This window comes from Brevibacillus porteri (assembly GCF_003013475.1).
Lineage (GTDB): Bacteria > Bacillota > Bacilli > Brevibacillales > Brevibacillaceae > Brevibacillus > Brevibacillus porteri.
Map to the genome: position 1 here is coordinate 78,067 of NZ_PXZO01000042.1, position 20,131 is coordinate 98,197.

General features: G+C 46.7%; 20 protein-coding genes. 13 read left to right on the forward strand and 7 right to left on the reverse strand.

From position 1 onward, the window contains the following. Positions 1–84 precede the first annotated feature (84 nt). Positions 85–1,053, reverse strand: a complete 969-nt coding sequence (locus tag C7R92_RS20740) for an ABC transporter substrate-binding protein (protein ID WP_106835500.1) — start codon at positions 1,051–1,053, stop codon at positions 85–87. A gap of 214 nt (positions 1,054–1,267) precedes the next feature. Further along, positions 1,268–2,416: a glycosyltransferase gene (locus tag C7R92_RS20745; RefSeq protein ID WP_106835501.1), complete on the reverse strand. Its 1,149-nt coding sequence runs from the start codon at positions 2,414–2,416 to the stop codon at positions 1,268–1,270. Positions 2,417–2,589: 173 nt separating this feature from the next. Between C7R92_RS20745 and C7R92_RS20750 the strand changes: the two genes are divergently transcribed. The 11 genes from C7R92_RS20750 (at position 2,590) to C7R92_RS31895 (ending at position 11,621) form a co-directional block, all read left to right on the forward strand. Beyond that, a complete protein-coding gene (locus C7R92_RS20750) occupies positions 2,590–3,492 on the forward strand; it encodes a class I SAM-dependent methyltransferase (protein WP_106835502.1) in 903 nt (300 codons plus the stop codon). Then, positions 3,449–4,150 (forward strand): glycosyltransferase family 2 protein, encoded by a 702-nt coding sequence (locus tag C7R92_RS20755; RefSeq protein ID WP_106835503.1) that lies wholly within the window; start codon positions 3,449–3,451, stop codon positions 4,148–4,150. The genes C7R92_RS20750 and C7R92_RS20755 overlap by 44 nt, the downstream gene beginning before the upstream one ends. 2 nt (positions 4,151–4,152) lie before the next feature. Continuing rightward, the gene (locus C7R92_RS20760) at positions 4,153–4,863 is read left to right on the forward strand and encodes a hypothetical protein (protein ID WP_106835504.1); all 711 of its coding nucleotides are present in this window, start codon (positions 4,153–4,155) and stop codon (positions 4,861–4,863) included. A 5-nt stretch (positions 4,864–4,868) separates the two neighbouring features. Continuing rightward, on the forward strand, positions 4,869–5,186 hold the full coding sequence (locus C7R92_RS20765) for an alpha-helical endospore appendage domain-containing protein (protein ID WP_106835505.1): 318 nt from the start codon (positions 4,869–4,871) through the stop codon (positions 5,184–5,186). 243 nt (positions 5,187–5,429) lie between these two features. Then, positions 5,430–5,762 (forward strand): alpha-helical endospore appendage domain-containing protein, encoded by a 333-nt coding sequence (locus C7R92_RS20770; RefSeq protein WP_017246714.1) that lies wholly within the window; start codon positions 5,430–5,432, stop codon positions 5,760–5,762. 222 nt (positions 5,763–5,984) lie between these two features. Further along, the gene (locus C7R92_RS20775) at positions 5,985–6,329 is read left to right on the forward strand and encodes an alpha-helical endospore appendage domain-containing protein (protein WP_017246715.1); all 345 of its coding nucleotides are present in this window, start codon (positions 5,985–5,987) and stop codon (positions 6,327–6,329) included. A 51-nt stretch (positions 6,330–6,380) separates the two neighbouring features. Further along, positions 6,381–6,752, forward strand: a complete 372-nt coding sequence (locus C7R92_RS20780) for an alpha-helical endospore appendage domain-containing protein (protein WP_244195785.1) — start codon at positions 6,381–6,383, stop codon at positions 6,750–6,752. Positions 6,753–6,787: 35 nt separating this feature from the next. Then, positions 6,788–7,642 carry a hypothetical protein gene (locus tag C7R92_RS20785; RefSeq protein ID WP_106835507.1) on the forward strand — a complete coding sequence of 285 codons (855 nt, stop codon included), beginning with the start codon at positions 6,788–6,790 and terminating at the stop codon, positions 7,640–7,642. Positions 7,643–7,670: 28 nt separating this feature from the next. Next, positions 7,671–8,594: an MBL fold metallo-hydrolase gene (locus C7R92_RS20790; protein ID WP_106835508.1), complete on the forward strand. Its 924-nt coding sequence runs from the start codon at positions 7,671–7,673 to the stop codon at positions 8,592–8,594. A 26-nt stretch (positions 8,595–8,620) separates the two neighbouring features. Next, positions 8,621–10,492 (forward strand): glycosyltransferase, encoded by a 1,872-nt coding sequence (locus C7R92_RS20795; protein WP_106835509.1) that lies wholly within the window; start codon positions 8,621–8,623, stop codon positions 10,490–10,492. A gap of 226 nt (positions 10,493–10,718) precedes the next feature. Further along, positions 10,719–11,621, forward strand: coding sequence for an alpha-helical endospore appendage domain-containing protein (locus C7R92_RS31895; protein ID WP_146147623.1), 903 nt, complete (start codon positions 10,719–10,721; stop codon positions 11,619–11,621). A 77-nt stretch (positions 11,622–11,698) separates the two neighbouring features. Here the strand turns inward: C7R92_RS31895 and C7R92_RS20805 are convergent, their stop codons facing one another. Both C7R92_RS20805 and C7R92_RS20810 read right to left on the reverse strand, forming a co-directional pair. Then, positions 11,699–12,040 carry a zinc ribbon domain-containing protein YjdM gene (locus C7R92_RS20805; RefSeq protein ID WP_015893952.1) on the reverse strand — a complete coding sequence of 114 codons (342 nt, stop codon included), beginning with the start codon at positions 12,038–12,040 and terminating at the stop codon, positions 11,699–11,701. Positions 12,041–12,103: 63 nt separating this feature from the next. Then, positions 12,104–13,948: a hybrid sensor histidine kinase/response regulator transcription factor gene (locus tag C7R92_RS20810; RefSeq protein WP_106835511.1), complete on the reverse strand. Its 1,845-nt coding sequence runs from the start codon at positions 13,946–13,948 to the stop codon at positions 12,104–12,106. Positions 13,949–14,104: 156 nt separating this feature from the next. Between C7R92_RS20810 and C7R92_RS20815 the strand changes: the two genes are divergently transcribed. Beyond that, positions 14,105–15,997, forward strand: coding sequence for a serine hydrolase domain-containing protein (locus tag C7R92_RS20815; protein WP_106835512.1), 1,893 nt, complete (start codon positions 14,105–14,107; stop codon positions 15,995–15,997). A gap of 105 nt (positions 15,998–16,102) precedes the next feature. Next, positions 16,103–16,651: an NADPH-dependent FMN reductase gene (locus tag C7R92_RS20820; protein WP_069850025.1), complete on the forward strand. Its 549-nt coding sequence runs from the start codon at positions 16,103–16,105 to the stop codon at positions 16,649–16,651. Between the two features lie 148 nt (positions 16,652–16,799). Here C7R92_RS20820 and C7R92_RS20825 read toward each other — a convergent pair whose 3' ends face one another. The 3 genes from C7R92_RS20825 to C7R92_RS20835 are packed head-to-tail and all read right to left on the reverse strand — an operon-like array spanning position 16,800 to position 19,978. Beyond that, complete coding sequence (locus C7R92_RS20825) at positions 16,800–17,987, reverse strand: ABC transporter permease (RefSeq protein WP_106835513.1); 1,188 nt, start codon at positions 17,985–17,987, stop codon at positions 16,800–16,802. Further along, positions 17,984–18,703, reverse strand: coding sequence for an ABC transporter ATP-binding protein (locus C7R92_RS20830; protein WP_106835514.1), 720 nt, complete (start codon positions 18,701–18,703; stop codon positions 17,984–17,986). Before C7R92_RS20830 ends, C7R92_RS20825 begins: the two co-directional genes overlap by 4 nt. A gap of 12 nt (positions 18,704–18,715) precedes the next feature. Continuing rightward, on the reverse strand, positions 18,716–19,978 hold the full coding sequence (locus C7R92_RS20835; protein WP_106835515.1) for an efflux RND transporter periplasmic adaptor subunit: 1,263 nt from the start codon (positions 19,976–19,978) through the stop codon (positions 18,716–18,718). Between the last annotated feature and the right edge of the window lie 153 nt (positions 19,979–20,131).

Genomic DNA, 20,131 nt, shown 5'->3' on the forward strand with positions numbered 1-20,131 from the left:
CACCTCGATCAATTACCACGTGCAAGAACACCGAAAAGACCAGATCAGCGATCGGTCTTTCCAGATTTTGCATCGTATGTGTTCTTATTTATCCTTACTGTACAAAAGGTTCACTGCCTCTTCGACAATGCGTTCCGCAGATTTCAGTCCGCGATAGCGCGTCCAGAGGTCACGATTTACTTTGTGTACTTCCTGATTTTTGACGGCGGTGATATTGTTCCAGAGCGGATTTTGCTTCCACTCGTTCAACAACGCGTCGTCTGCTTCCGCGAGGAAAATCACATCTGGGTCCCACTGCACCATTTGCTCCAAACTGATTTTTACCGTTGGTTCTGGCGCATCCTGAATCGCATTTTTGATTCCAATCATTTCGAGCAATTCACCATCAAACGATTTCGAACCATGTGCAGACAGCGAATCTGCGCGGAATACACCCAGCATGACATTGCGAGAATCCCCAGCCGGTATCTTCTTCTTAAACTCTGCGATGATCTCTTTGTGCTTGATCAGGCGTTGTTCTGCTTCTTGTTGCTTGTTCAGCGCTTCCCCAATCGTGGCAAACGAGCTCAAGTTTTCCTGATACGTCGAGTTGCGGCTTTTCAAAATGATCGTCGGTGCGATTTTTTGCAAATCCTTGTAAATGTCCTTGTGGCGATTCAAATCACCGATAATCAGATCTGGCTGCAACGAGCTAATGACTTCCAGACTCGGCTGCTGGCGAGTCCCCACAGGAGTATACTCGATTTTTTTGCCGATCAGTCCTTCTACGTCCTTATCCTTCTCTTGCGCGATTCCTACAGGCGTCACTCCCAGCTCCCATAGTCCGTCTACAAAGGAGTACTCCAACGCGACGACTCTTTTCGGGTCTCCGGTAATTTCCGTTTCGCCCAACTCATGTTTCACGATGCGCTTTTGTGCGGTTTGCGCACTATCTGTACCTGCTGCTGGCTGTTTTTGCTCTGCGCTGCCGCACCCGGTCAGTAATACCGTACCTGCCAGTGCAAGCGTCCAAAGCATATGACCGAGACGTTTCATTCCGTTTGTTCGCCTCATCTTTTGTCCCTCACTTGATGTAATTGATAATGATTATTATTACCGTTGAAATGCGTTTTTTATTGTAACAATCTGCTGCCGCAAATGAAACATTGTGTTTATTAAACCTTTTACCGTAATAAAGGTGATTAACGTCATTTTGTTCACGCTCTGCCATTACGAAAAAAAGCCGTTACGTCTGAACCATCGACGTAAACGGCTTTTCGCTACGATGCTATTTGTTGTATGGCGAATGACTTACTCCAGTCATCGAGCTCAGCTTCTCTAATGCTTCCTTGGCAGGCGCATGATTCTCCGCCATCGCCAACGCCGTCTGATAAGCTGCCACAGCCTCCTCCACTTGACCCAATCCTTCGTAGCATAGCCCTTTGTAATACCAGGCGTGAAAACTTCCCGATCCCTTCAAGGTCAGATGACGAATGTTGCTCTCCCCTAGCTCCAAGCAGTGATCGAACGTCATCAAGGCTCGTTTATAGTCCTTTTTCAAATACTGAATGATCCCTTTGTACAAATGCAAATCAACGTAGTCAGGATACATCTCGATTGCCTTTTCAATTCCTGGCCACGCTCCCTCAGCACTGCCGATCGAGATCAACGTAGAGTATTTGAGCTTATAAAGAAGCGAAGGAGGCATCATATGGTTTTCGAGAAACCCGATAATAGACAGATTCACGAACTTGAACGTTTTCTCATGCTCCTGGATACGTGAGAATTCACTGGCAAGATGATACTCAATCCACGGAGAGTGGTCCTCTTTTTCTAATTCCCTCATGAGTAGCCCAATATTACGCTCGAATTTGTTCTTTCTGCCAGTAAATTCATTCATGTAGCCGTAATGGTATATCCGTACAGGCAAGATTTGAATATGGAGATCTTCGGTCAGATTGGGAAGCACCTCTTCTACGTTGAGCGTTTCATGAATGGGAAAATGGAAGCGAAAACCGATGCCATTGCGAAACAAACGTGAGTGAGCGATATGAAAAGCATCGTCTTCATTTATTTCATCTCCAATGTAATTTATTAGATGGATATAAAAAAGAGAATCCTCTTGACCGCGAAGCAACTCTTTCAATTTCTTGCTGTCTTCCTGATTCATTTCCTCATCGGCATCCATCCACAAAATCCAGTCGCCCGTTGCTTTTTCCAGTCCAAAGTTTCGCGCTTCTGCGAAGTTATCCTGCCACTCATAAGAGTGTACGACCGCTCCGAATGACTTGCCTATCTCTACCGTTTTGTCGGTACTCCCCGTGTCTACGATAATCATTTCATCCACAAGGTCTTTCACGCTTTCCAAGCACTTGTGAAGGCACTCTTCTTCGTTTTTTACAATCATACATAAGGAAATTTTGGGCGCCTCCGACATGCTGCTCCTCTCCTTTTACACACATCACTGAGATCGTAGTCTATCCCCCCTTTACTCTATGAACGGACTGCTCCTTTCAGAACGGCGCCATTTCCTTGGTTTTCGAACCTTTTCCTGAAGCAGCGCATAGGTAGTGGTAGGCAGATATCACAAAGAAAGCAGGGATCGTATCCATGCATGACTCATGTCCCTTGTGCAACAGCGCTCAGGTTGCGCTTTTCCACCAGTACGCTACCTTTTCGCTCCTAACGTGCAAAGATTGTGATCTCGTTTTTCAACCTCACCTCGATCAAGTCAACGTGCCACAGCTGGTTGCAGACATTTATGATGCGAGTTGGGTTTCCATGCGGGATCAATATGCCAAAAATACATTTACGGAGCATGCGATCTTCCATACATTGCTGCTCGATATGTGGTTTTCGGAAAAAGGAAAGCTGCTCGAAATTGGTCCAGGAACAGGAGAGTTGTTATTCCTTGCTCGTGAGGCTGGGTGGGAAGTTGTTGGGGTAGAGCCGTCGCATCAATCATGCGCATACGCCCAAGACCGGTATGGGCTACAACTGGTTCATTCGTTATGGAACTCCTCCGTTCTCGCCCCCGAACACATTGGTACTTTTGATGCCATCGTTTTTTGTCACGTCTTTGAGCATATTTCGCATCCGAAGCAATACCTTGAAGAATTGAAGGGGTTTCTTAAACCAGGAGGAAAAGTCATTTTTAGCGTGCCGAACAAAAACTCGTTCACCAATACACTGTTTGGGGTGTATTCCCCGTTGTATACCGAGAATGACCACCTCTTTCATTACTCCCGTGACAATCTGATCTCACTGCTTCATCAAGGTGGCTGGGAGGTCCTCTCTATCTTTTCTCGAGAAGAAACGAACCGCTTGGAAAACCATCTGCGCAAGACCACGCAAACACCTTTCCCGATCCAAGACATCATGAAGCTAGCCGTGAACCTCCAGTCGACCTTCCAAGGCCATGAAATCTTCTGCATTGCAACACGACAAGCGCAGGAGGTGCAGCACATAGATGACCAGAGCCAAGCTGACTCTTTCCATGATTGTAAAAAATGAAGGCAATCGGTATTTGAGACAAGCGTTGGAAGCACATAAAGACTTTATTGACGCAGCCGTCATCATCGACGATGGCAGTATCGATCATACCGTGGATCTCTGTAGAGAGGTTCTCAAGGGCATTCCTCTTCATCTGGTCCAAAACGCTACCTCTCAGTTTTCCAACGAGGTCGCCTTGCGCAAACAACAATGGCAAGAAACAATCCAGACTGAGCCGGGATGGATTTTGAATCTGGACGCCGATGAAATCATGGATAGCACCTTCCCCTCAAACGTTTCCGATATTTTGGAACAGCAGACATACGAGGCGATCTACTTTCGTTTGTACGATATGTGGAGCGAGACGCATTATCGCGAAGATGTGTATTGGAAAGCCCATCATTACTACCGTCCTTTTATGATCAAATATCGCCCTGACTTCCCATATATATGGAGAGAAACCCCTCAGCATTGCGGCAGATTCCCTCTCTCGATCAACCAGTTCCCTTACCTGTGCCATCCATCACGCGTGAAACATTTTGGCTGGGCACGACTCGAAGATAGACAAAGCAAATACAACCGCTATCAGCTCCTCGACCCCGAAGCCAGATATGGCTGGAAGGAACAGTATGAATCCATCTTGGATCAACATCCCAATCTGTTGGAATGGGTGGAATGAAGATGATCATTCGCGATATCGAAAAGGCTTTGCAGCAGTCCAATTGTAATCACTGGCGATACAACTCACTCTCGTTGAGCAAACAGGCCCTTGTACATGCATGTCGTCATATCAACACAGAAAAGGAGACGTGCCAGGTGCTTCAGTTGGGTGGAGGTGACTCCGCTCTGTTTTGGAAATCACTGGGCGATCTTGAGCTGCTCCCGGTTCAAGCAACTATTGTGGAGCATCATCCGATTCGTGCAAAGGAAATCAAGGAGAGCCTAGGGGATGTACCACATGTCGCTTTCGTGACCAGTTCTTTGAAGCAACTATCCGAAGAGGAATGGAACAAGGTCTTCGACAATCCAGCAGAGAGCAGGAGCTTGTGGTCTGCCATCGGACAGCATGTTCCCGAGAATCAATTTGATCATTATTGCATTCAAAATGCCTTTTACGCGGATTTGGGCCAACTTTCGCTTTCCCGTCATTCAGTAGATGTCATGGTTGTGGACGGTCCGCATGGTAACGGCCGCTCTCTTGCCTATCCACTATTTATTGACACACTCAAACCAGATGCACTTATTCTCGTAGATGATTTTGATCACTATCCCTTTCTGGCTCATCTCGGAAAAATCTATCACTACGAAGAACTTTTTCGAGAGATAGCCGGAAATCGTCGCTGGGTATTGGTAAGGCTCCGGGGCTTACATACGCATAAATCTATGAGGTGATGATCATGTCCCAAGCATCGATCCCTACTATTACGCCTGTTATCTCGATTACTCTTGGCCAAACCACTTCGCTCTTGCTTGCATCCATCGCGTTAGAAGAACTGGCTTTGGCTCACATTCTGAACGCAGAGGCTGAAAAGCTCCAATTTATTTTAGGCACCCTTGTTCCAGGGCTTGAACCACCCGCTACACTCTCCGACATCCTGCTCGTCCATTCAAGCGTTCGTCAAACGATACAAGATGTCATCAAAAAAGAAATACTTCTCCAATTCAAATTGGAAAATATCGTGGATAATCTTCTTCCACAGATTCCTTCGAGTTAATAGGCCTCATTCGTATGGAAACTACCACAATACCACTGGTCCGGGTCAATCGATCCGGGCTTTTCCTTTTCCTTGCTTCCTTGCGCATGGTGTACAAATTAACAGTTCAGTGGGACACACACCTATGCATACACTTACCGTAGTTAAAACGAAGGGGGAGTTTGCTATCGATCACGCGTTTAGAAGTAAGCGATAGGCTTACATGAGTAAAATAGTTACCCATTACTTCAAAGAGGTGATCTCATGTCTCAATCTACCATCCCTAACATTACCCCAACGATTTCCGTTACGATTGAGCAATCCGTATCTTTACTGCTGGCATCCATTGCTCTGGAAGAATTGTCTTTGGTGCATATTATGAATGCAGAGGCAGAAAAACTCCAGTTTGTGGTAGGTACATTGGGGGTTACGCCTGAGGTCGTCCCCACCATCTCTGACATTCTCGCCGTTAACAACAGTGTTCGCAAAACGCTACAAGATGTCATCAAAAAAGAAATGCTCTTGCAATTCAAGCTGGAAAATGTGGTTAGCATTATCCCGGGCGCCTCTACTTCCTTATCGAATGAATACGATTAAGTTGTCATATTAAGATCGCGGTTACATAACATGTACTGCGAGGAAGTTTCCATTTATTCACTATCAATTACGCGATCCTATGACGATCCTATCGTTTTTAAGTACGTTGTAAGAAACTTGCCCGAAGGAGTTCTGTGCAAATAAAGGGAAGCAGATCTCCTTCTATTTCGGGCAAGTCTTATTTTGTATACAAAATCATACAAACAAAGGATGTAGATAACGATGTCAATGCCCACGGTCCCCAATATAACACCGGAAATCATATTGAAACGCAACGAAGTATTAAATCTGCTTCTCACCTCCATTGCGCTGGAGGAAATCGGACTTTCTCACATTATTAATGCAGAGGGGCAAAAGATCCAAAAAATCGTGAAGGAGCAATCCCTCTCGCTCAATGATGCACTTGCCCTAAACAATAGCGTGGAACGAATGCTGCGCAATGTCATCAAGACAGAGATGCTCTTGCAATTCAAGCTGGAGGACATTATTAAGCTGGAGCAGATGCATGATCATCATAACCACGATGACTTACCTGACTTGCCCGACCTGACTTGCTTCAAAGAATAACCCTCACTACTCACACTGCTTCTCATGGGATCATAATTTTATTGAAGAGGGATGATGATGACCTTACAAGATAAAGTTCAATCAAATGATTTGCCGACGCGCGAAGAAGCTTTGAGTCATTTGCTGCAATCGATTGCCCTAGAGGAAGAAGCCTTGTCTAGATTGCTAACTGCTGAAGCTGACAAAGCCCTTGCTTTCGTTGGCAAAAATCTGGACTTCCCCAACAACCCGTCCAATGATGAGATCATCACCTTTAATCGTACAGTCATTTCGATTCTGGATTCGGTGCTGATGGCTGAGTGGCTTTTGTTAAAAAAGCTGGATGCAGCCATTCACATGTACCCTGTGGCGCATAAATCAAATTTTGAGATGGAAGAATCCGATTTCGGGGATGAATTGGATGACATCACCATCGACTATTAAGGATTGTTCATTTCAGGAATTCGAGGTCAATTGCCATGAAGAACAGAGGTATCGATGACACCGTTCTAAAACTGACCTATTCCATCGTCCAGTTGGTCAAAGGATTGGAATCACGCTTTCATCATGCCAAAGATTACGAGCTTATGCTGCTTGGCTACCAACTATCAACGATGATCAATCTGCTCGTCAGACTGCATACCCACACACATAATAAGCAGATTACTCACAGCTTCCTTTTTGAATCGCGTATCCCTCTCCATCCCACAAGCGAAACATACACACATGTCCTTGCTTCAATTGCCCAGTTATCGGAGTTGGTAAAGTCGTGGAGCTTTCCACATAAACAAATCGCGACATTCATTGAAGATCATTTGCGGCAATTACAAGCTTTTTACTTGATAGAAGACCATCCCCATCATCAAGCAAAGTCTATGGAACCGGAAGAGGATTCCCCCTACGAAGAGCCGATGCAATTAGAGCTGGAAGGAGTTTTTCCAGATGACGAACCGATGCAATTAGAGCTGGAAGGAGTTTTTCCAGATGACGAACCGATACAGTTGGATCTGGGTGAGCAAACGAAAGCCACTGACGTTCCACCTATGCCTCCCCCAACCCCTCCATTGCTCGCAAATGACGCACGCATCGATACAGCCAACAACCGGAAATCACTACGTCCAAAACCCCCATTATTAGCACAAACTGCGTCCATCCCTACTCCCGATAAAAACAGAAACAAATCCGTGCGTTCCAAGCCTGTAGCGAACGTGGAAAAAGTGCGTGGCAAGAAAAAAATGCTCGCGAAGCGAGTGTCTGCACCTGCACGGCCTCCCTATGTACCGAACTCCGTAAAGGTACGTATCGGCAATGTCACCAAGATCATCCACATATGAACCTGAATCTAATGAAGGAGTAAGGTATATGGATCGTTTGGAATTGATCGAAGTGGCCGGCAACAGTTATGTGGTCTCCGGTAAATACGGGATCGGGGTCTATTTGGATAGGTCCAGCAAAACCGCTGTTTGCATTGATAGCGGCCCAAATGCCGCTGTCATCGAGAAAGTATGCAGTAGAATCAGCGATCGAGGGTATCAAATCCTTGCCGTTGTTCATACACATGGTCACGCTGTTAACCACGGTGGCAATCTTTATTTGAAAAAGAGGTTCCCCAACCTTCGCATCTATGCGACACATTTGGCATCCTATATCATCGAAAATCCACATCTCGAGCCTTTGGTTTTCGACGCAGGTGGAGGGTCTGATGCGAAGCCTGATCAAAACAAAGAGAATGCACGTGCGCTCGTAACGGATTATCTTCCATCCACCGATGGTATCTTTCACGTCGATACCATTCCATTCAAAATCGTCTCCTTACCTGGACATTCGCCGGGAATGGTCGGCATTATTACCCCTGATCATGTTCTTTACTGCGGCGATGCCTTGTTTGGCCCCAAAACGTTGAACAAGCAGGATCTCCTTTTTTTTAACGATCTGAAGGCTGCCAAAAGAAGCTTCAAGAAGCTCTCGATGATGAAATTGAACGCTTATGTGCTGTACCATGGTGGACCCTTTAAAACAGTAACGGGTTTAATTAACAAGCATCTCAGCCTTATGAAAGACACCTCTGCTTTTCTTGAAGCATGGATTCATGAGCAGCCAAGCACTCTCGAACAAGTAGTCCAAAAAGTCATGAAAAAATATGAGTTTGAAGATGACTTGCACCGCTACGGTTTGACTACTTCGATTATCCGCTCTTATGTAAAAGAGCTACAGCAAGAAAACCGAATTGTCGCAAAAGTGGACAATGGTTTACTGATATTCAGTAAACCTGCGGCAACTACTTGAACAAAGGCTATATATGGGGGTGTACCATGGGGAAAAAACGTATTTTAATCGGTAGTCCCGTTCAACAATTCCCGATTATTTTGGAGGAATTCCTTCAATCCCTCACGGAGCTGACTACCAAAAACGAACTGATTCATTACATGTTCATTGACGATAACAAAGACCCACTATCCAGTACACTCTTGGCTGATTTCGAGCAGGAGAACAAACGAACCGTCATCCTCAAAAACACAGACGATGACACGTATGTCCGAAATGAAATGACTCATTATTGGACGGAACGAAATATTTGGAAAGTAGCGCAAATGAAAGATACGATTATCTCCTATGCGCTTAAAGAAGGTTTCGATTACTTGTTTTTGATCGATTCCGATCTCGTTTTACACCCTCACACCCTGCAACAATTGCTTCGAGCCAATAAAGATATTATTTCCAACATTTACTGGACACGTTGGCAGCCTGATTCGATTGAGCTTCCTCAAGTTTGGCTGATGGATCAATACACATTGACACGCGAAGGCGCGTCCGAATCTGCGGAGAACCAAAACTTTTTAGAGATGCTGCGTAAACCGGGTGTGTATGAGGTAGGCGGCCTCGGTGCATGCACGTTCATCCATCGAAAGGTATTGGAGGCAGGCGTCAGCTTTAAACGAATAGCTAACTTGTCGTTCTGGGGAGAAGATCGGCATTTTTGCGTTCGGGCTGTAGCTATGGGATTTTCTTTGCATGTGGATACGCACCTTCCTGGGTACCACATCTACCGTCAGTCGGATCTGGCTGGAGTGAGCGAGTATCGCAAAAAAAATGGCATGACAGCAGGGAAAGCGAATCAGATTTCAATCAGTTTATGCATGATCGTCAAAAATGAAGAAGACGCTCTGGAGCGATGCCTCTCCACCGTTGCGGACCTCGTCGATGAAATCATTATCGTCGACACGGGTTCAACAGACCGCACAAAAGAACTTGCGTCCAACTATGGCTGCACCATTTATGATTTTGAGTGGATTGATGATTTTTCAGCTGCACGAAACTATGCGTTCAGCAAGGCAACATGCCCCTATATTTTGTGGCTGGATGCAGACGATATCCTTCTGGAGAAAGACCGTCAGCTCTTCCGCGAGTTAAAGCTTACGTTAAATTACAGCATCGACAGTGTCACGATGAACTACAACCTTTCAGTGGACAGCAATGGGAATGTGGCATACAGCATTCGCCGCAATCGCCTGGTAAAACGCGACCGTGGTTTTCGCTGGATCGGACCCGTCCATGAATATTTGGAAGTCAGCGGAAACGTCATCAACAGTGACATATCCATCACGCATAACAAGCAGAAGGAATACACGGACCGCAATCTGCAAATCTACCGACGCAGGGATGCTAACGGGGAAGAATTCTCTCCACGGGACTTGTACTATTATGCGAATGAATTGCGTGACAATCAGTATCATGAAGAGGCCATTATTTTTTACACGAAGTTCTTGAACACCCAGCAAGGCTGGGTAGAAGACAACATTAACGCTTGCTTGAAGCTGGCGAATTGCTATTCCCATCTATACGAGAGACAAAATGTCCTATCGTCGCTATATCGTACGTTCAACTACGATCGCCCACGGGCGGAAGCGTGCTGCCAGATTGGAGCCTTTCATGTCGAAGATAAAAATTGGCTGCTCGCCATTTTTTGGTATGATCTCGCAACACAAGTGGAGCGACCTGCTGAAAAGCTCGCACACATCGACCACGTATCCTGGACGTGGCTACCTCATCTTCAACTTTGCTTATGCTATTCTCAAATGGGGGATAACGAGAAATCACGCCACCACAATGATATTGCCTACTTATACAACCCGACCCACCCTAGCATTCTCTACAACAAAAGGTATTTTGAGTCTCTGACCTGACTCCCCTCGTGATCATGAAAAAGTTACCCACCCTGTGGGTGAATGTATAAATGCCATAAGCAATGGTGGTCTATTTTTTGATGAGCACGGCGCTTACCGGTTAACACAAAAGCCAATCTGGAAATCAGATTGGCTTTTTTCTGTTTCTATACAGTCAGGCACCTGCACAGATAACGCCTCATAGCATAGTGAGAAGTTTTTGAATGTAACAGGAAGGATGAATGCCATGTCGCAAGCCAATATTCCCAATATTACTCCCACCATTACTATAACGAGAGACGATGCTATCAATCTTCTCCTTACTTCCATCGCCATCGAAGAGCTCAGCCTCGGGCATATTATTAATGCAGAAGCAGAAAAATTGCAATATGCCATTGGTACATTACCAGGTCTGACTGTTCCTGCTTCGTTAAGCGATCTCCTTTTGGTGAATGCAAGCGTACGCCAAACCTTGCAAGACGTTGCGAAAAAAGAAATGCTATTGCAATCGAAACTGGACAACATCCTGTCTGTTCCATCCTACAGCACAGGTGGTATAACGGGGGCGACGGGCGTTGGTGCTACCGGACCTACCGGAGACACTGGCGCTACCGGACCTACTGGGGCCACCGGGACTACCGGGGCAACAGGCGCGACTGGACCTGCTTTCACCGCTGAAAACTTCTCTGGCTTCTTATCAACTGTGACCCTTTGCGCATCTTCCCAATTAATTAACTGGTCAACGGCCAGCCCCTACTATGGCAGCCCAAGTTTCAACCCTCTAACTGGCACTTACACAGTACCAGCGAATGGAACTTACTCCATAAAGGCAACCATTAACTATGAAACGACCGCAGCCATTACCGTTAACTTAGACGCTGGAATTACTCCCGCATTTGTCGTGCAAAGAATAACTCCGACCGCAACGGATTTGATTATTGCCGATTTCCCTGTTCTCAACGTAAACGTTGCGCTCGTACTCACATTAAGAGCCATTCTGGGGGCAGGAACCGTCACACTCGCGGGTGACGTTCAACTCAATGCAGGTGATACACTCGGTTTGTTCTATGTTGCCAATGGATTGACCATCAACCTCAACTTAGGTGGAGGAGGCGAGGGCATCGTCTGGTCCATTCACCGTCTCACCTAACAAGACTTTGCCTTTACGAAAACAGCTGACTGCATCTAACATGCAGTCAGCTGTTTCTTGTCCGTTACATTCCCAGCTTACACCTTTTTCACAAATTCTGATTTCAATTTCATTGGACCAAAACCATCGATTTTGCAGTCGATATCATGGTCTCCGTCAATCAAACGGATATTTTTTACTTTTGTCCCGATTTTCACAACCAATGAAGTACCTTTTACTTTGAGGTCTTTAATGACGGTTACGGTGTCGCCATCATTCAAGACGTTTCCATTTGCATCCTTGATGACCTTGTTATCTTCACCGTTGTCGCTGTCTGCTTGCAACGTCCACTCATGGCTGCATTCCGGGCATACCAGGGAGCTTCCATCTTCGTACGTGTATTCTGAATGACATTTTGGGCAATTTGGCAATTGACTCATCTTTGATATAACCTCCATTCGATACTGTCCATTCTACCATATCTAACCTGAAAACCTGGCCACCTAACCAGCAAGACCTTCGTCCCGTGCTTTTTTAACGGCCTCTTCGCGATTCTTTACACCCAGTTTTGCATAAATCACTGTGGTGCAATTGCGTACCGTTCCTTCAGAAAGAAAGATTTTCTCCGCGATTGTTTTCATGCGAAGTCCCTCTACCAACGAGGCCAATATGCCTCTTTCTCGTTCCGTCAACCCATAGGGACACTCGCGTCCTTGCTTTTGGCGAAGTCCATTCAGCTCTTCTTGCTGCAAGCGCATTTCTTTAAAGAGGACATCCGCAATCTTATGGTTAATCAACGCTTCACCCTGATGAACAACTCGTATCGCCTCTACGAGCTCAACCGGACTAACCGATTTTAACAAGTAGCCATTCGCGCCTCTCCCTAGCGTTTCTGTCGCAAGGGCTGTTTCTTCGAAGGTCGTCAACATAATGACACGCATATCCGGCCACCGCTCACGTATCGCTTGTAGTGTCTTCGCCCCGTCCATGACAGGCATTTGAACGTCCAAAAGAACGACGTCGGGCATTTCTTTTGGAATCATGTCCAGTGCTATCAAGCCGTTCTCTGCGACCCCGACCACCTGCAAATCTTGCTGATTCTGTAAAACGAGTTGCAAGCTTTCCCTCACAATGGGCTGATCATCGACGATTAGGATACGTATGCCTGCACTTGGTACAGCCTGCATAGCTGGCAGACTACAAATGACCGTCACACCTCCTTCGTCCATACAATGGATCGATAATCGTCCCTGAAGTGCTTCCAGCCTTTCCTTCATCGATTGCAAACCAAATCCGAATTCGATCGTCCCATTTCCTTCCCCATTATCTTCGACCTGCAACCGAATCTGAACTTCTTCAAAGTAAAGTCCCACTTGAATTTGTGTTGCTTTTCCGTGGCGCACAGCATTGGTCAGTGTTTCTTGCAAGCAGCGGTACAAAGTCAGCTTCAAGGAACGGCTCAACGCATACTCATCGCCGTACATACGTAGCTTGACGGACACCCCTGTAGCCACCTGAAATTGCCCGATCAATTCAACGAAGGCGGACTCCATCGTCGTAGCAGATTCATAGCCATTATGAGCCCATTTGTGGAAAATCCCTCTGGACTCATCCAAACCTTGTCGAGCCATTTGCAAAAGCATGTCCAGCCGACTAGCCTCCGCATCTGGTATTTTAGACCGAAGCATCTCCATCCCCATAATGAGCGATGTCATCGTATGTCCGATCGTGTCATGCAACTCTTTGGACATTTTGTTTCGTTCTTCCAGCAGCGTGATTTCCTCCACCCGGGAAGTGTATTGCTCCAATATCTGGTTCTGGTGTTGAATAACTAGGCTCTGTTTGTGCATACGACTAAGCAATTGAAAGGCAAAACCAAGCGCATATGCCGCAAAATGATACACAATTAGATCGCTTACGACTATAGGCTCGAAATCAAACCCAATTGCTTCCCTCACAAGAAACGGGATCGCCAAAATCGCCAATGGTCCCGTCCAGCGATAAGATCGATCCACACTGTGATATCCGATGAGAAAAGCGATAGGGATAAACTGCCACCTTACTCCTTCAAAAAAGAAATTCAAGGCAATGCACAAGCCTCCACTCAAAATAATCTCAGCGAGCAAATATAGGTTACGAGAGTATCGACGCAAACAACTGGGGACGAAAAGCACCAAGAGCGAAACAATCAATGTAATCACTAGCGGATAAGGCAATTGATCTTGATTGCGGACAAGGCCGAGAAAAATCGTCAGCCCCCACATAAAGTGGATGGTGAAGATCATCCAGTCAACCCATAACCATCGTTTAACAAATGCAAGCAATTGGCACACCTCATCTACACCCAAACTTTCCCCCCATTATATTATCAGATGACGCCCAGCTACTATCACGATAAACAATGACATTCTGTTACTTCTCACCGTGACATTCATCGTCCTATACTCATCCCTGTCGCTGGCCTTACAACAATTGACTGACGCTAAACGCGAAAGGTGATGAACATGACATTATTTGCTCTACGAAAATGGTTTGCCGTTCTGCTCGTATCCTGCCTCATGCTGATACAGCCTCTATCGGTGGCCAATGCTCGCTCGCCGCTTACTACTCCTTCCATCGAACAAGTAGTTGATCCCCTCATGAAAAATGAAATGAACAACTTGCATATCCCAGGCGCAGCCATTGTCATTACCCAGGGAGATCGCATCATTTATAGAAAGGGCTATGGTTTTGCCGACGTCGAACAGCAAATCCCCGTTGATCCTGAGCGTACGGTGTTTCGAATCGGTTCCGTGACCAAGTCGTTTACCGCTACTGCAGCGATGCAGCTCGTGGAAAAAGGCAAACTTTCCTTACGCGAAGATTTGAATACCGTCCTAAAAGACTACAAAATTACCAATAATCGTTACGGCCCAATCACACTCCACCACCTGCTCACACATACAGCCGGTATAGATGAAAAAATTTATAAAAGAGACAACCGTCAGAGTGTGATACCGGAATTCTCGACCGAGACCGTAAATGAAACACTTCAGATGCAGGAGACGATTTTCACGCCAGGCAGCAAATTTCAATACAGTAATGCGGGCACCGGATTGTTAGGAAGTGTAATCGAACAAGCTTCCGGTCAATCTTTGCATGACTATATGCGGGAGAATATCTTCCGCCCGCTAGGTATGGATTCCGCCGAATTGTATCTCCCGCAGGACAGGAGCAATCTAGCTAAAAGCTATTATTACGACGGAAACGGCTATCAAACGATTCCTTACTCGGGGATTATTTTCCCAGGGAGTGGTGCTGCTAATATGACACCCGTCGACTTCGCCCCCTATATGATCGCCCATCTTTCTGGCGGCAGCTATAACGGCACATCTCTGCTCAAACCAGAAACTGCCCAGCTTATGCATGCCCAACAATTCGCGGCCCATAAACGCATGTACGGGATCGGCTACGGCTTTTTTAAAGGAGAGACGAAAAACGGCATTCCTACCCTATGGGCAAACGGTGGGATTGATGGCTTTACCTCGAAAATGGTGCTGATTCCCTCAGAATCACTCGGCATCTTTGTTACGGTGAACGCCACGCATGCTGGCTTGGAGCTGCACGGCAAGGTCGTGAATGCGTTTACCGACAAGCTACTGACAGAGCAAGTCCGCAAGACCCTAACTCCTGTTGATGGAACCATAGACGAATTAAAAAAGCTGGAAGGTCAATATCTGCTTACCCTGACGCCCGAGAATGGCTGGGGCAAAGGGCTTCGGCTACTCAGTAGCTACACCTACACAGTGAAGGCATTGGACGCGCAGACGATATCCGTGACTGGTTTGTTCCAAAATGAAGGACAGCAATCCCTTGAGAAAAAGTTTGTGCAGGTAGACGATTATTTCTTTCAAGAGATCGGCGGTGAGGAACAGCTATATTTTCACGAGGAACAAGGAAAATTTTATATGACAGGACCGATGAACTTTTCGCTCCCTCGTATCTCCTTCATCGAAAGTCCCTCTGTTCTACTGGCTCTGTATGTGATTCCCGGAATCGTGTTCATCCTTCTTTCGCTCATCTGGATCGCTCGTTTCGGGCTACGCAAATGGCGCAATCAATCGCACGCTATTTCGAAGATCGTTCCGATTATGGCTCTGCTTCATAGCTTATTTTTTATCATTCAATTCACTTATGCAAACGCAGAGCTTGTCTATGGCTACCCGGCCTTCTACCAAGTGGTTGTCGCATCCCTGCCGATTGTTTCGTTGGCCATTGCCGCTTATTTGCTCCTGCGAATCGGAACAGCCAAGGAGCACGATCACTGGAAGGTAGCGAATGGCGCAGCAGCGGTACTCTCCATCCTGTATACTGGCTATTTATTTTACTGGAACTTTCTTTCGATTCATTACTCCTAAGACTCCGATGCCGCAACTGAGCTTTACAGTTACGGCATTTTTTTAAGCATAATGTTTGATCCAAGGAACTACCATTAAACTAAGCCGCATAAGGAGGAACGAACCATGAGTACTTCAAGCTTAAAAATCGGGATTATTCTGGGCAGCTCTCGCCCAGGTCGAGTCAGTCCCCAAGTAGGTGCGTGGCTCAAAGGAGTTGCCGATCAACGAGGAGATGCAGCCTATGAAATCGTTGATATTGCGGACTTTCACTTACCGTTCTTTGGCGATCCGAGTGGTGAGCAACAAGTAGCCGCATGGGCGGCAAAGCTATCCAGCCTGGATGGATTCGTATTCGTTACCGCCGAATACAACCACAGCATCACAGGGGTATTAAAAAACGCACTCGACCTCGCCCGCAAGGAATGGTACAACAAAGCGGCTGGTATCGTCAGCTATGGTTCGTCAGGCGGAACTCGTGCAGCAGAGCACTTACGTGGAATCCTGGGGGAATTGCAGGTGGCCGACGTTCGTACACAACCTGCCTTCAATCTATTTACTGATTTTGAAAATTACACAGTCTTTACACCATCCGAATTGCATATCCCACATGTAAACGACATGTTAAATCAAGTGATTAGTTGGTCAACGGCATTACAATCGGTTCGAGACTAATAAGAAAACCTCTATCGAGGCCTTTTCAAGGAGGAGCGACCGCGTTTTAGCGGAAAGTTTCCATGCGCTCCGGAATTTATTTTATAAATTCCTATACGTTAGAAAAATGACTAGCAGCGATATCTGCTAGTCATTTCTTTTTCATTCCTCACTCATATCGCAACGCATCAATCGGATTGAGTCTGGCTGCCTTGTGAGCCGGGTAGAGCCCAAAGAAAATACCGATGGCACTGGAAAACCCGAAGGCGATTACGATACTTTCCCACGATAATAGCGGCGGCACATCGACATATTGCGAGGCAAACATGGCTGTCCCGATGCCGAGCAGAACACCAATCGTTCCACCAATCAAGCAGACGATCATCGATTCGATCAAAAACTGCAGCATAATATCTCCGTAACGCGCCCCTAACGCTTTGCGAATGCCAATTTCCCGCGTCCGCTCCGTGACAGATACGAGCATGATGTTCATGACGCCAATCCCACCGACAAACAGCGCAATCCCAGCTGCGACACCAAAAATCGTGGTGAGCGTGCCGGAAAAGGAATCCATCTCACCTAGTGCGTTCTCGATACTATCGATTTGGTAGTAGTTTTCGCGATCGTGCCTGCGGTTTAAGTACTTCTCTGTATGCCTCTTGGCTGCTTCCAGCGTTTCCTTCGACTTGGCTTTTACGGTTATCGTATGAACCATCTTCAAGCCGTCCAAATTGTGTAGATAGGTAATCGGCAAATAGGCACCCTCGGATCGACCATTGTCAATCATCAGCTTGGCTTCCCTTACCACGCCAATAACGACGGCCGATGCTGTATTGTAAGTCAAACGCTTGCCAATCGGGTCTTCACCTCCGAAAAGCCCTGCCGCTAACTTTTCGGTCAAAACGATAACGGGCTTCCCCTCTCTTACTTCCTTCGTCGTAAAATATCGGCCTGCAACTATTTTCAAGTTTGGTTGAACCTTTAACAAATCCTCATTTGTTCCTTGTATACTTACGTCCTTCCCCTTTTTCGGGCCACGAATCGTTCCAAAATAAGAGGCGAATGGCACAGCCTCTTCAATGTAGGGCGATTGTTGGGGAAGTGCATAAGCATCCTCCACTGTCAAATCAGTAAGCTTGCTTCCTTGCCCAGGGTCCCACCCAAAATAAACGCTGAAATTAGTAGCACCCAGCTTCTCCAACTGATCGGTATAGGCCTGTTGACTGCCGTTTCCTAGTGTAATTACAGCAATAACAGACATGATTCCGATGATGATCCCAGACATCGTCAAGGTAGCACGTAGCTTATTTGTCCCAATCCCTTCCAGAGCCGTACGAAAGCTTTCGAGTAAATTCACGTGAGGATCACCTCCTCGGACGAAGTAGCAAACAAGCGCTTCTCCACTCGCTCATCTCGGATGATATGACCATCTCGAAACGTAATGACGCGTTCGGCATGCTGGGCGATATCAGCCTCGTGCGTGACGAGTAGAATCGTTACCCCTTGCGCATGCAGCTCCTGAAAAATTGCCATGATCTCGATGCTGGAACGACTGTCCAGATTCCCCGTCGGCTCGTCAGCAAGTAAAATCGCAGGCTGGTTGACCAGCGCTCTGGCAATGGCGACACGCTGTCTTTGACCGCCGGACAGCTGCGTCGGTTTATGTTCCATCCGCTGGCCGAGTCCGACACGCTGCAACGCCGCTTTCGCTCTTTTTTTGCGTTCTGTCATGCCGACGCCCGCATACATCATCGGCAGCTCTACATTTCGCAGCGAAGTAGCACGTGGCAACAGATGAAACGATTGAAAGACAAAGCCGATTTTTTGATTGCGTACCTGCGCCAGCCCACTATCCTTCAACTGCGTAACATCAATTCCATCCAAGACATAAGAGCCGGAGGTTGGCCGATCCAGACAACCCAGCATGTTCATAAACGTCGATTTTCCAGAACCAGAAGGTCCCACGATCGCCACGAATTCACCTTGAGCTACGTGGATATTGACATTTTGCAAAGCGAACAATTCCAGCTCATCCGTCTTGTACTGTTTGGTTAACCCCTCAATGGTCAGCATATGTATCCTCCTTTACCCCGCAAACTCTTCGGGAGATGCTTGGAAGACCACTTCATTTTCTCGCAAGGTTTCCGGCGGATTCGCTATCAATTCTTCACTGCCATCCAATCCGCTTTCAATTTGGATAAACAATTCACTTTCAATCCCAGTCGTCACTTTTTTCTTCCTGGCCTTGCCATTTTCCGCTACCCAGACAAAGGAAGATCCATCTTGGTCCGTCACGACTGCCTCAACGGGGACTTGCATGGCGTTTGCTGCTTTTTGCAGGACGATGTTCACATCCACGTGAAAACCTGGCTTCAAATACTCCCTCGTCTCATTCAGATTGACAGCGACTGGCACTCTCGTACTCTCTCCATCCCGCTCTTTGCTGGTTACAGCCATAGGAGATATGCGCGACACCTTACCTTGCAACTGTTCTCCGCCTAAGGAAATGCCTGAGACCACCGCATCCTGTCCGATTTTAATTTTACGCAAATCAGATTCTCCGACTCCTGCTTCGACCATAACATCATTGGTATCTCCAACCGTGAGAATTTCCTCGCCCTTACTCAGGTACTTCCCTTTTTTCACCTTCATCGAGAGCACCGTCCCGTCAATCGGTGAAACAATGCTGCTTTGCACACGTTGCTTTTCATATTTCGCTTTTTCCAGATTCAGCTTTTGAATTTGCGCCTCGTAGGAGCGAATCTCTGACTTGTCTGGCCCTTTTTGCTTCAAGAGTAAATCTTGCTTTGCGACCTTTACGCTTGATTCCGCTGTTTGCAGCTTTTGCTTCGCCTGCTCTACAGCCTGTTGAGTAGACACGCCAGCAGTGAACAGCGATTGTGTTCGTTGGTAATCTTTTAATGCCGTTTGGTACTCGCGTTCATTCTGGGCAAGCTGCTCCTGCATTTTCGTGACTTCCTCAGGCTCCACACCTTTGGAGAGCCTTGCGATATTCGCTTCCTGAATGGTGATTTGCGCCTCGATATCCATGATTTCATTGCTGACATCGGACATGTCGATATTGCCGATCACCTGCCCTTTCGTCACTTTGTCTCCCTCTTTGATCGAGAAATTCCGCAGATCGCCTGCATAGTTGGCGAACAAGGTATGTTCATTTCGTACCATGACCATGCCCGACGTCAAAATGGTGCTTTCCAAATCGGCTGTTATCACCGTTGATAACGTGACAGGAACGCCATTCTTCTTCTCTCCCGAAGAAGCCGCATAGCCGCCGAACCCAGCCACAAGCACGCCTACCCCCAGCCAGATCCACAAACGCTTTTTCATTCCCTTACCTCCCCCAATACTTTTACGCTCCGATCACCCTTGGCCAATAAAAAAAACCCACTTTCTCCGTTGCAGGTTCCACCCTGGCTCGTCACCCGATCAGGATAAGGAAAACTGTTAAAAGAAAAAGTGGGGTAAAACTTAAATTTTTTT

Excerpts from the sequence above, each read along its gene's own strand:
- C7R92_RS20815 (WP_106835512.1), top strand. The coding sequence starts at position 14,105 with ATGACATTATTTGCTCTACGAAAATGGTTTGCCGTTCTGCTCGTATCC.
- C7R92_RS20775 (WP_017246715.1), top strand. The coding sequence starts at position 5,985 with ATGTCAATGCCCACGGTCCCCAATATAACACCGGAAATCATATTGAAA.
- C7R92_RS20835 (WP_106835515.1), bottom strand. The coding sequence starts at position 19,978 with ATGAAAAAGCGTTTGTGGATCTGGCTGGGGGTAGGCGTGCTTGTGGCT.
- C7R92_RS20765 (WP_106835505.1), top strand. The coding sequence starts at position 4,869 with ATGTCCCAAGCATCGATCCCTACTATTACGCCTGTTATCTCGATTACT.
- C7R92_RS20830 (WP_106835514.1), bottom strand. The coding sequence starts at position 18,703 with ATGCTGACCATTGAGGGGTTAACCAAACAGTACAAGACGGATGAGCTG.
- C7R92_RS20795 (WP_106835509.1), top strand. The coding sequence starts at position 8,621 with ATGGGGAAAAAACGTATTTTAATCGGTAGTCCCGTTCAACAATTCCCG.
- C7R92_RS20790 (WP_106835508.1), top strand. The coding sequence starts at position 7,671 with ATGGATCGTTTGGAATTGATCGAAGTGGCCGGCAACAGTTATGTGGTC.
- C7R92_RS20780 (WP_244195785.1), top strand. The coding sequence starts at position 6,381 with ATGATGATGACCTTACAAGATAAAGTTCAATCAAATGATTTGCCGACG.
- C7R92_RS31895 (WP_146147623.1), top strand. The coding sequence starts at position 10,719 with ATGTCGCAAGCCAATATTCCCAATATTACTCCCACCATTACTATAACG.
- C7R92_RS20760 (WP_106835504.1), top strand. The coding sequence starts at position 4,153 with ATGATCATTCGCGATATCGAAAAGGCTTTGCAGCAGTCCAATTGTAAT.
- C7R92_RS20785 (WP_106835507.1), top strand. The coding sequence starts at position 6,788 with ATGAAGAACAGAGGTATCGATGACACCGTTCTAAAACTGACCTATTCC.
- C7R92_RS20740 (WP_106835500.1), bottom strand. The coding sequence starts at position 1,053 with ATGAGGCGAACAAACGGAATGAAACGTCTCGGTCATATGCTTTGGACG.
- C7R92_RS20750 (WP_106835502.1), top strand. The coding sequence starts at position 2,590 with ATGCATGACTCATGTCCCTTGTGCAACAGCGCTCAGGTTGCGCTTTTC.
- C7R92_RS20745 (WP_106835501.1), bottom strand. The coding sequence starts at position 2,416 with ATGTCGGAGGCGCCCAAAATTTCCTTATGTATGATTGTAAAAAACGAA.
- C7R92_RS20770 (WP_017246714.1), top strand. The coding sequence starts at position 5,430 with ATGTCTCAATCTACCATCCCTAACATTACCCCAACGATTTCCGTTACG.
- C7R92_RS20820 (WP_069850025.1), top strand. The coding sequence starts at position 16,103 with ATGAGTACTTCAAGCTTAAAAATCGGGATTATTCTGGGCAGCTCTCGC.
- C7R92_RS20755 (WP_106835503.1), top strand. The coding sequence starts at position 3,449 with ATGACCAGAGCCAAGCTGACTCTTTCCATGATTGTAAAAAATGAAGGC.
- C7R92_RS20805 (WP_015893952.1), bottom strand. The coding sequence starts at position 12,040 with ATGAGTCAATTGCCAAATTGCCCAAAATGTCATTCAGAATACACGTAC.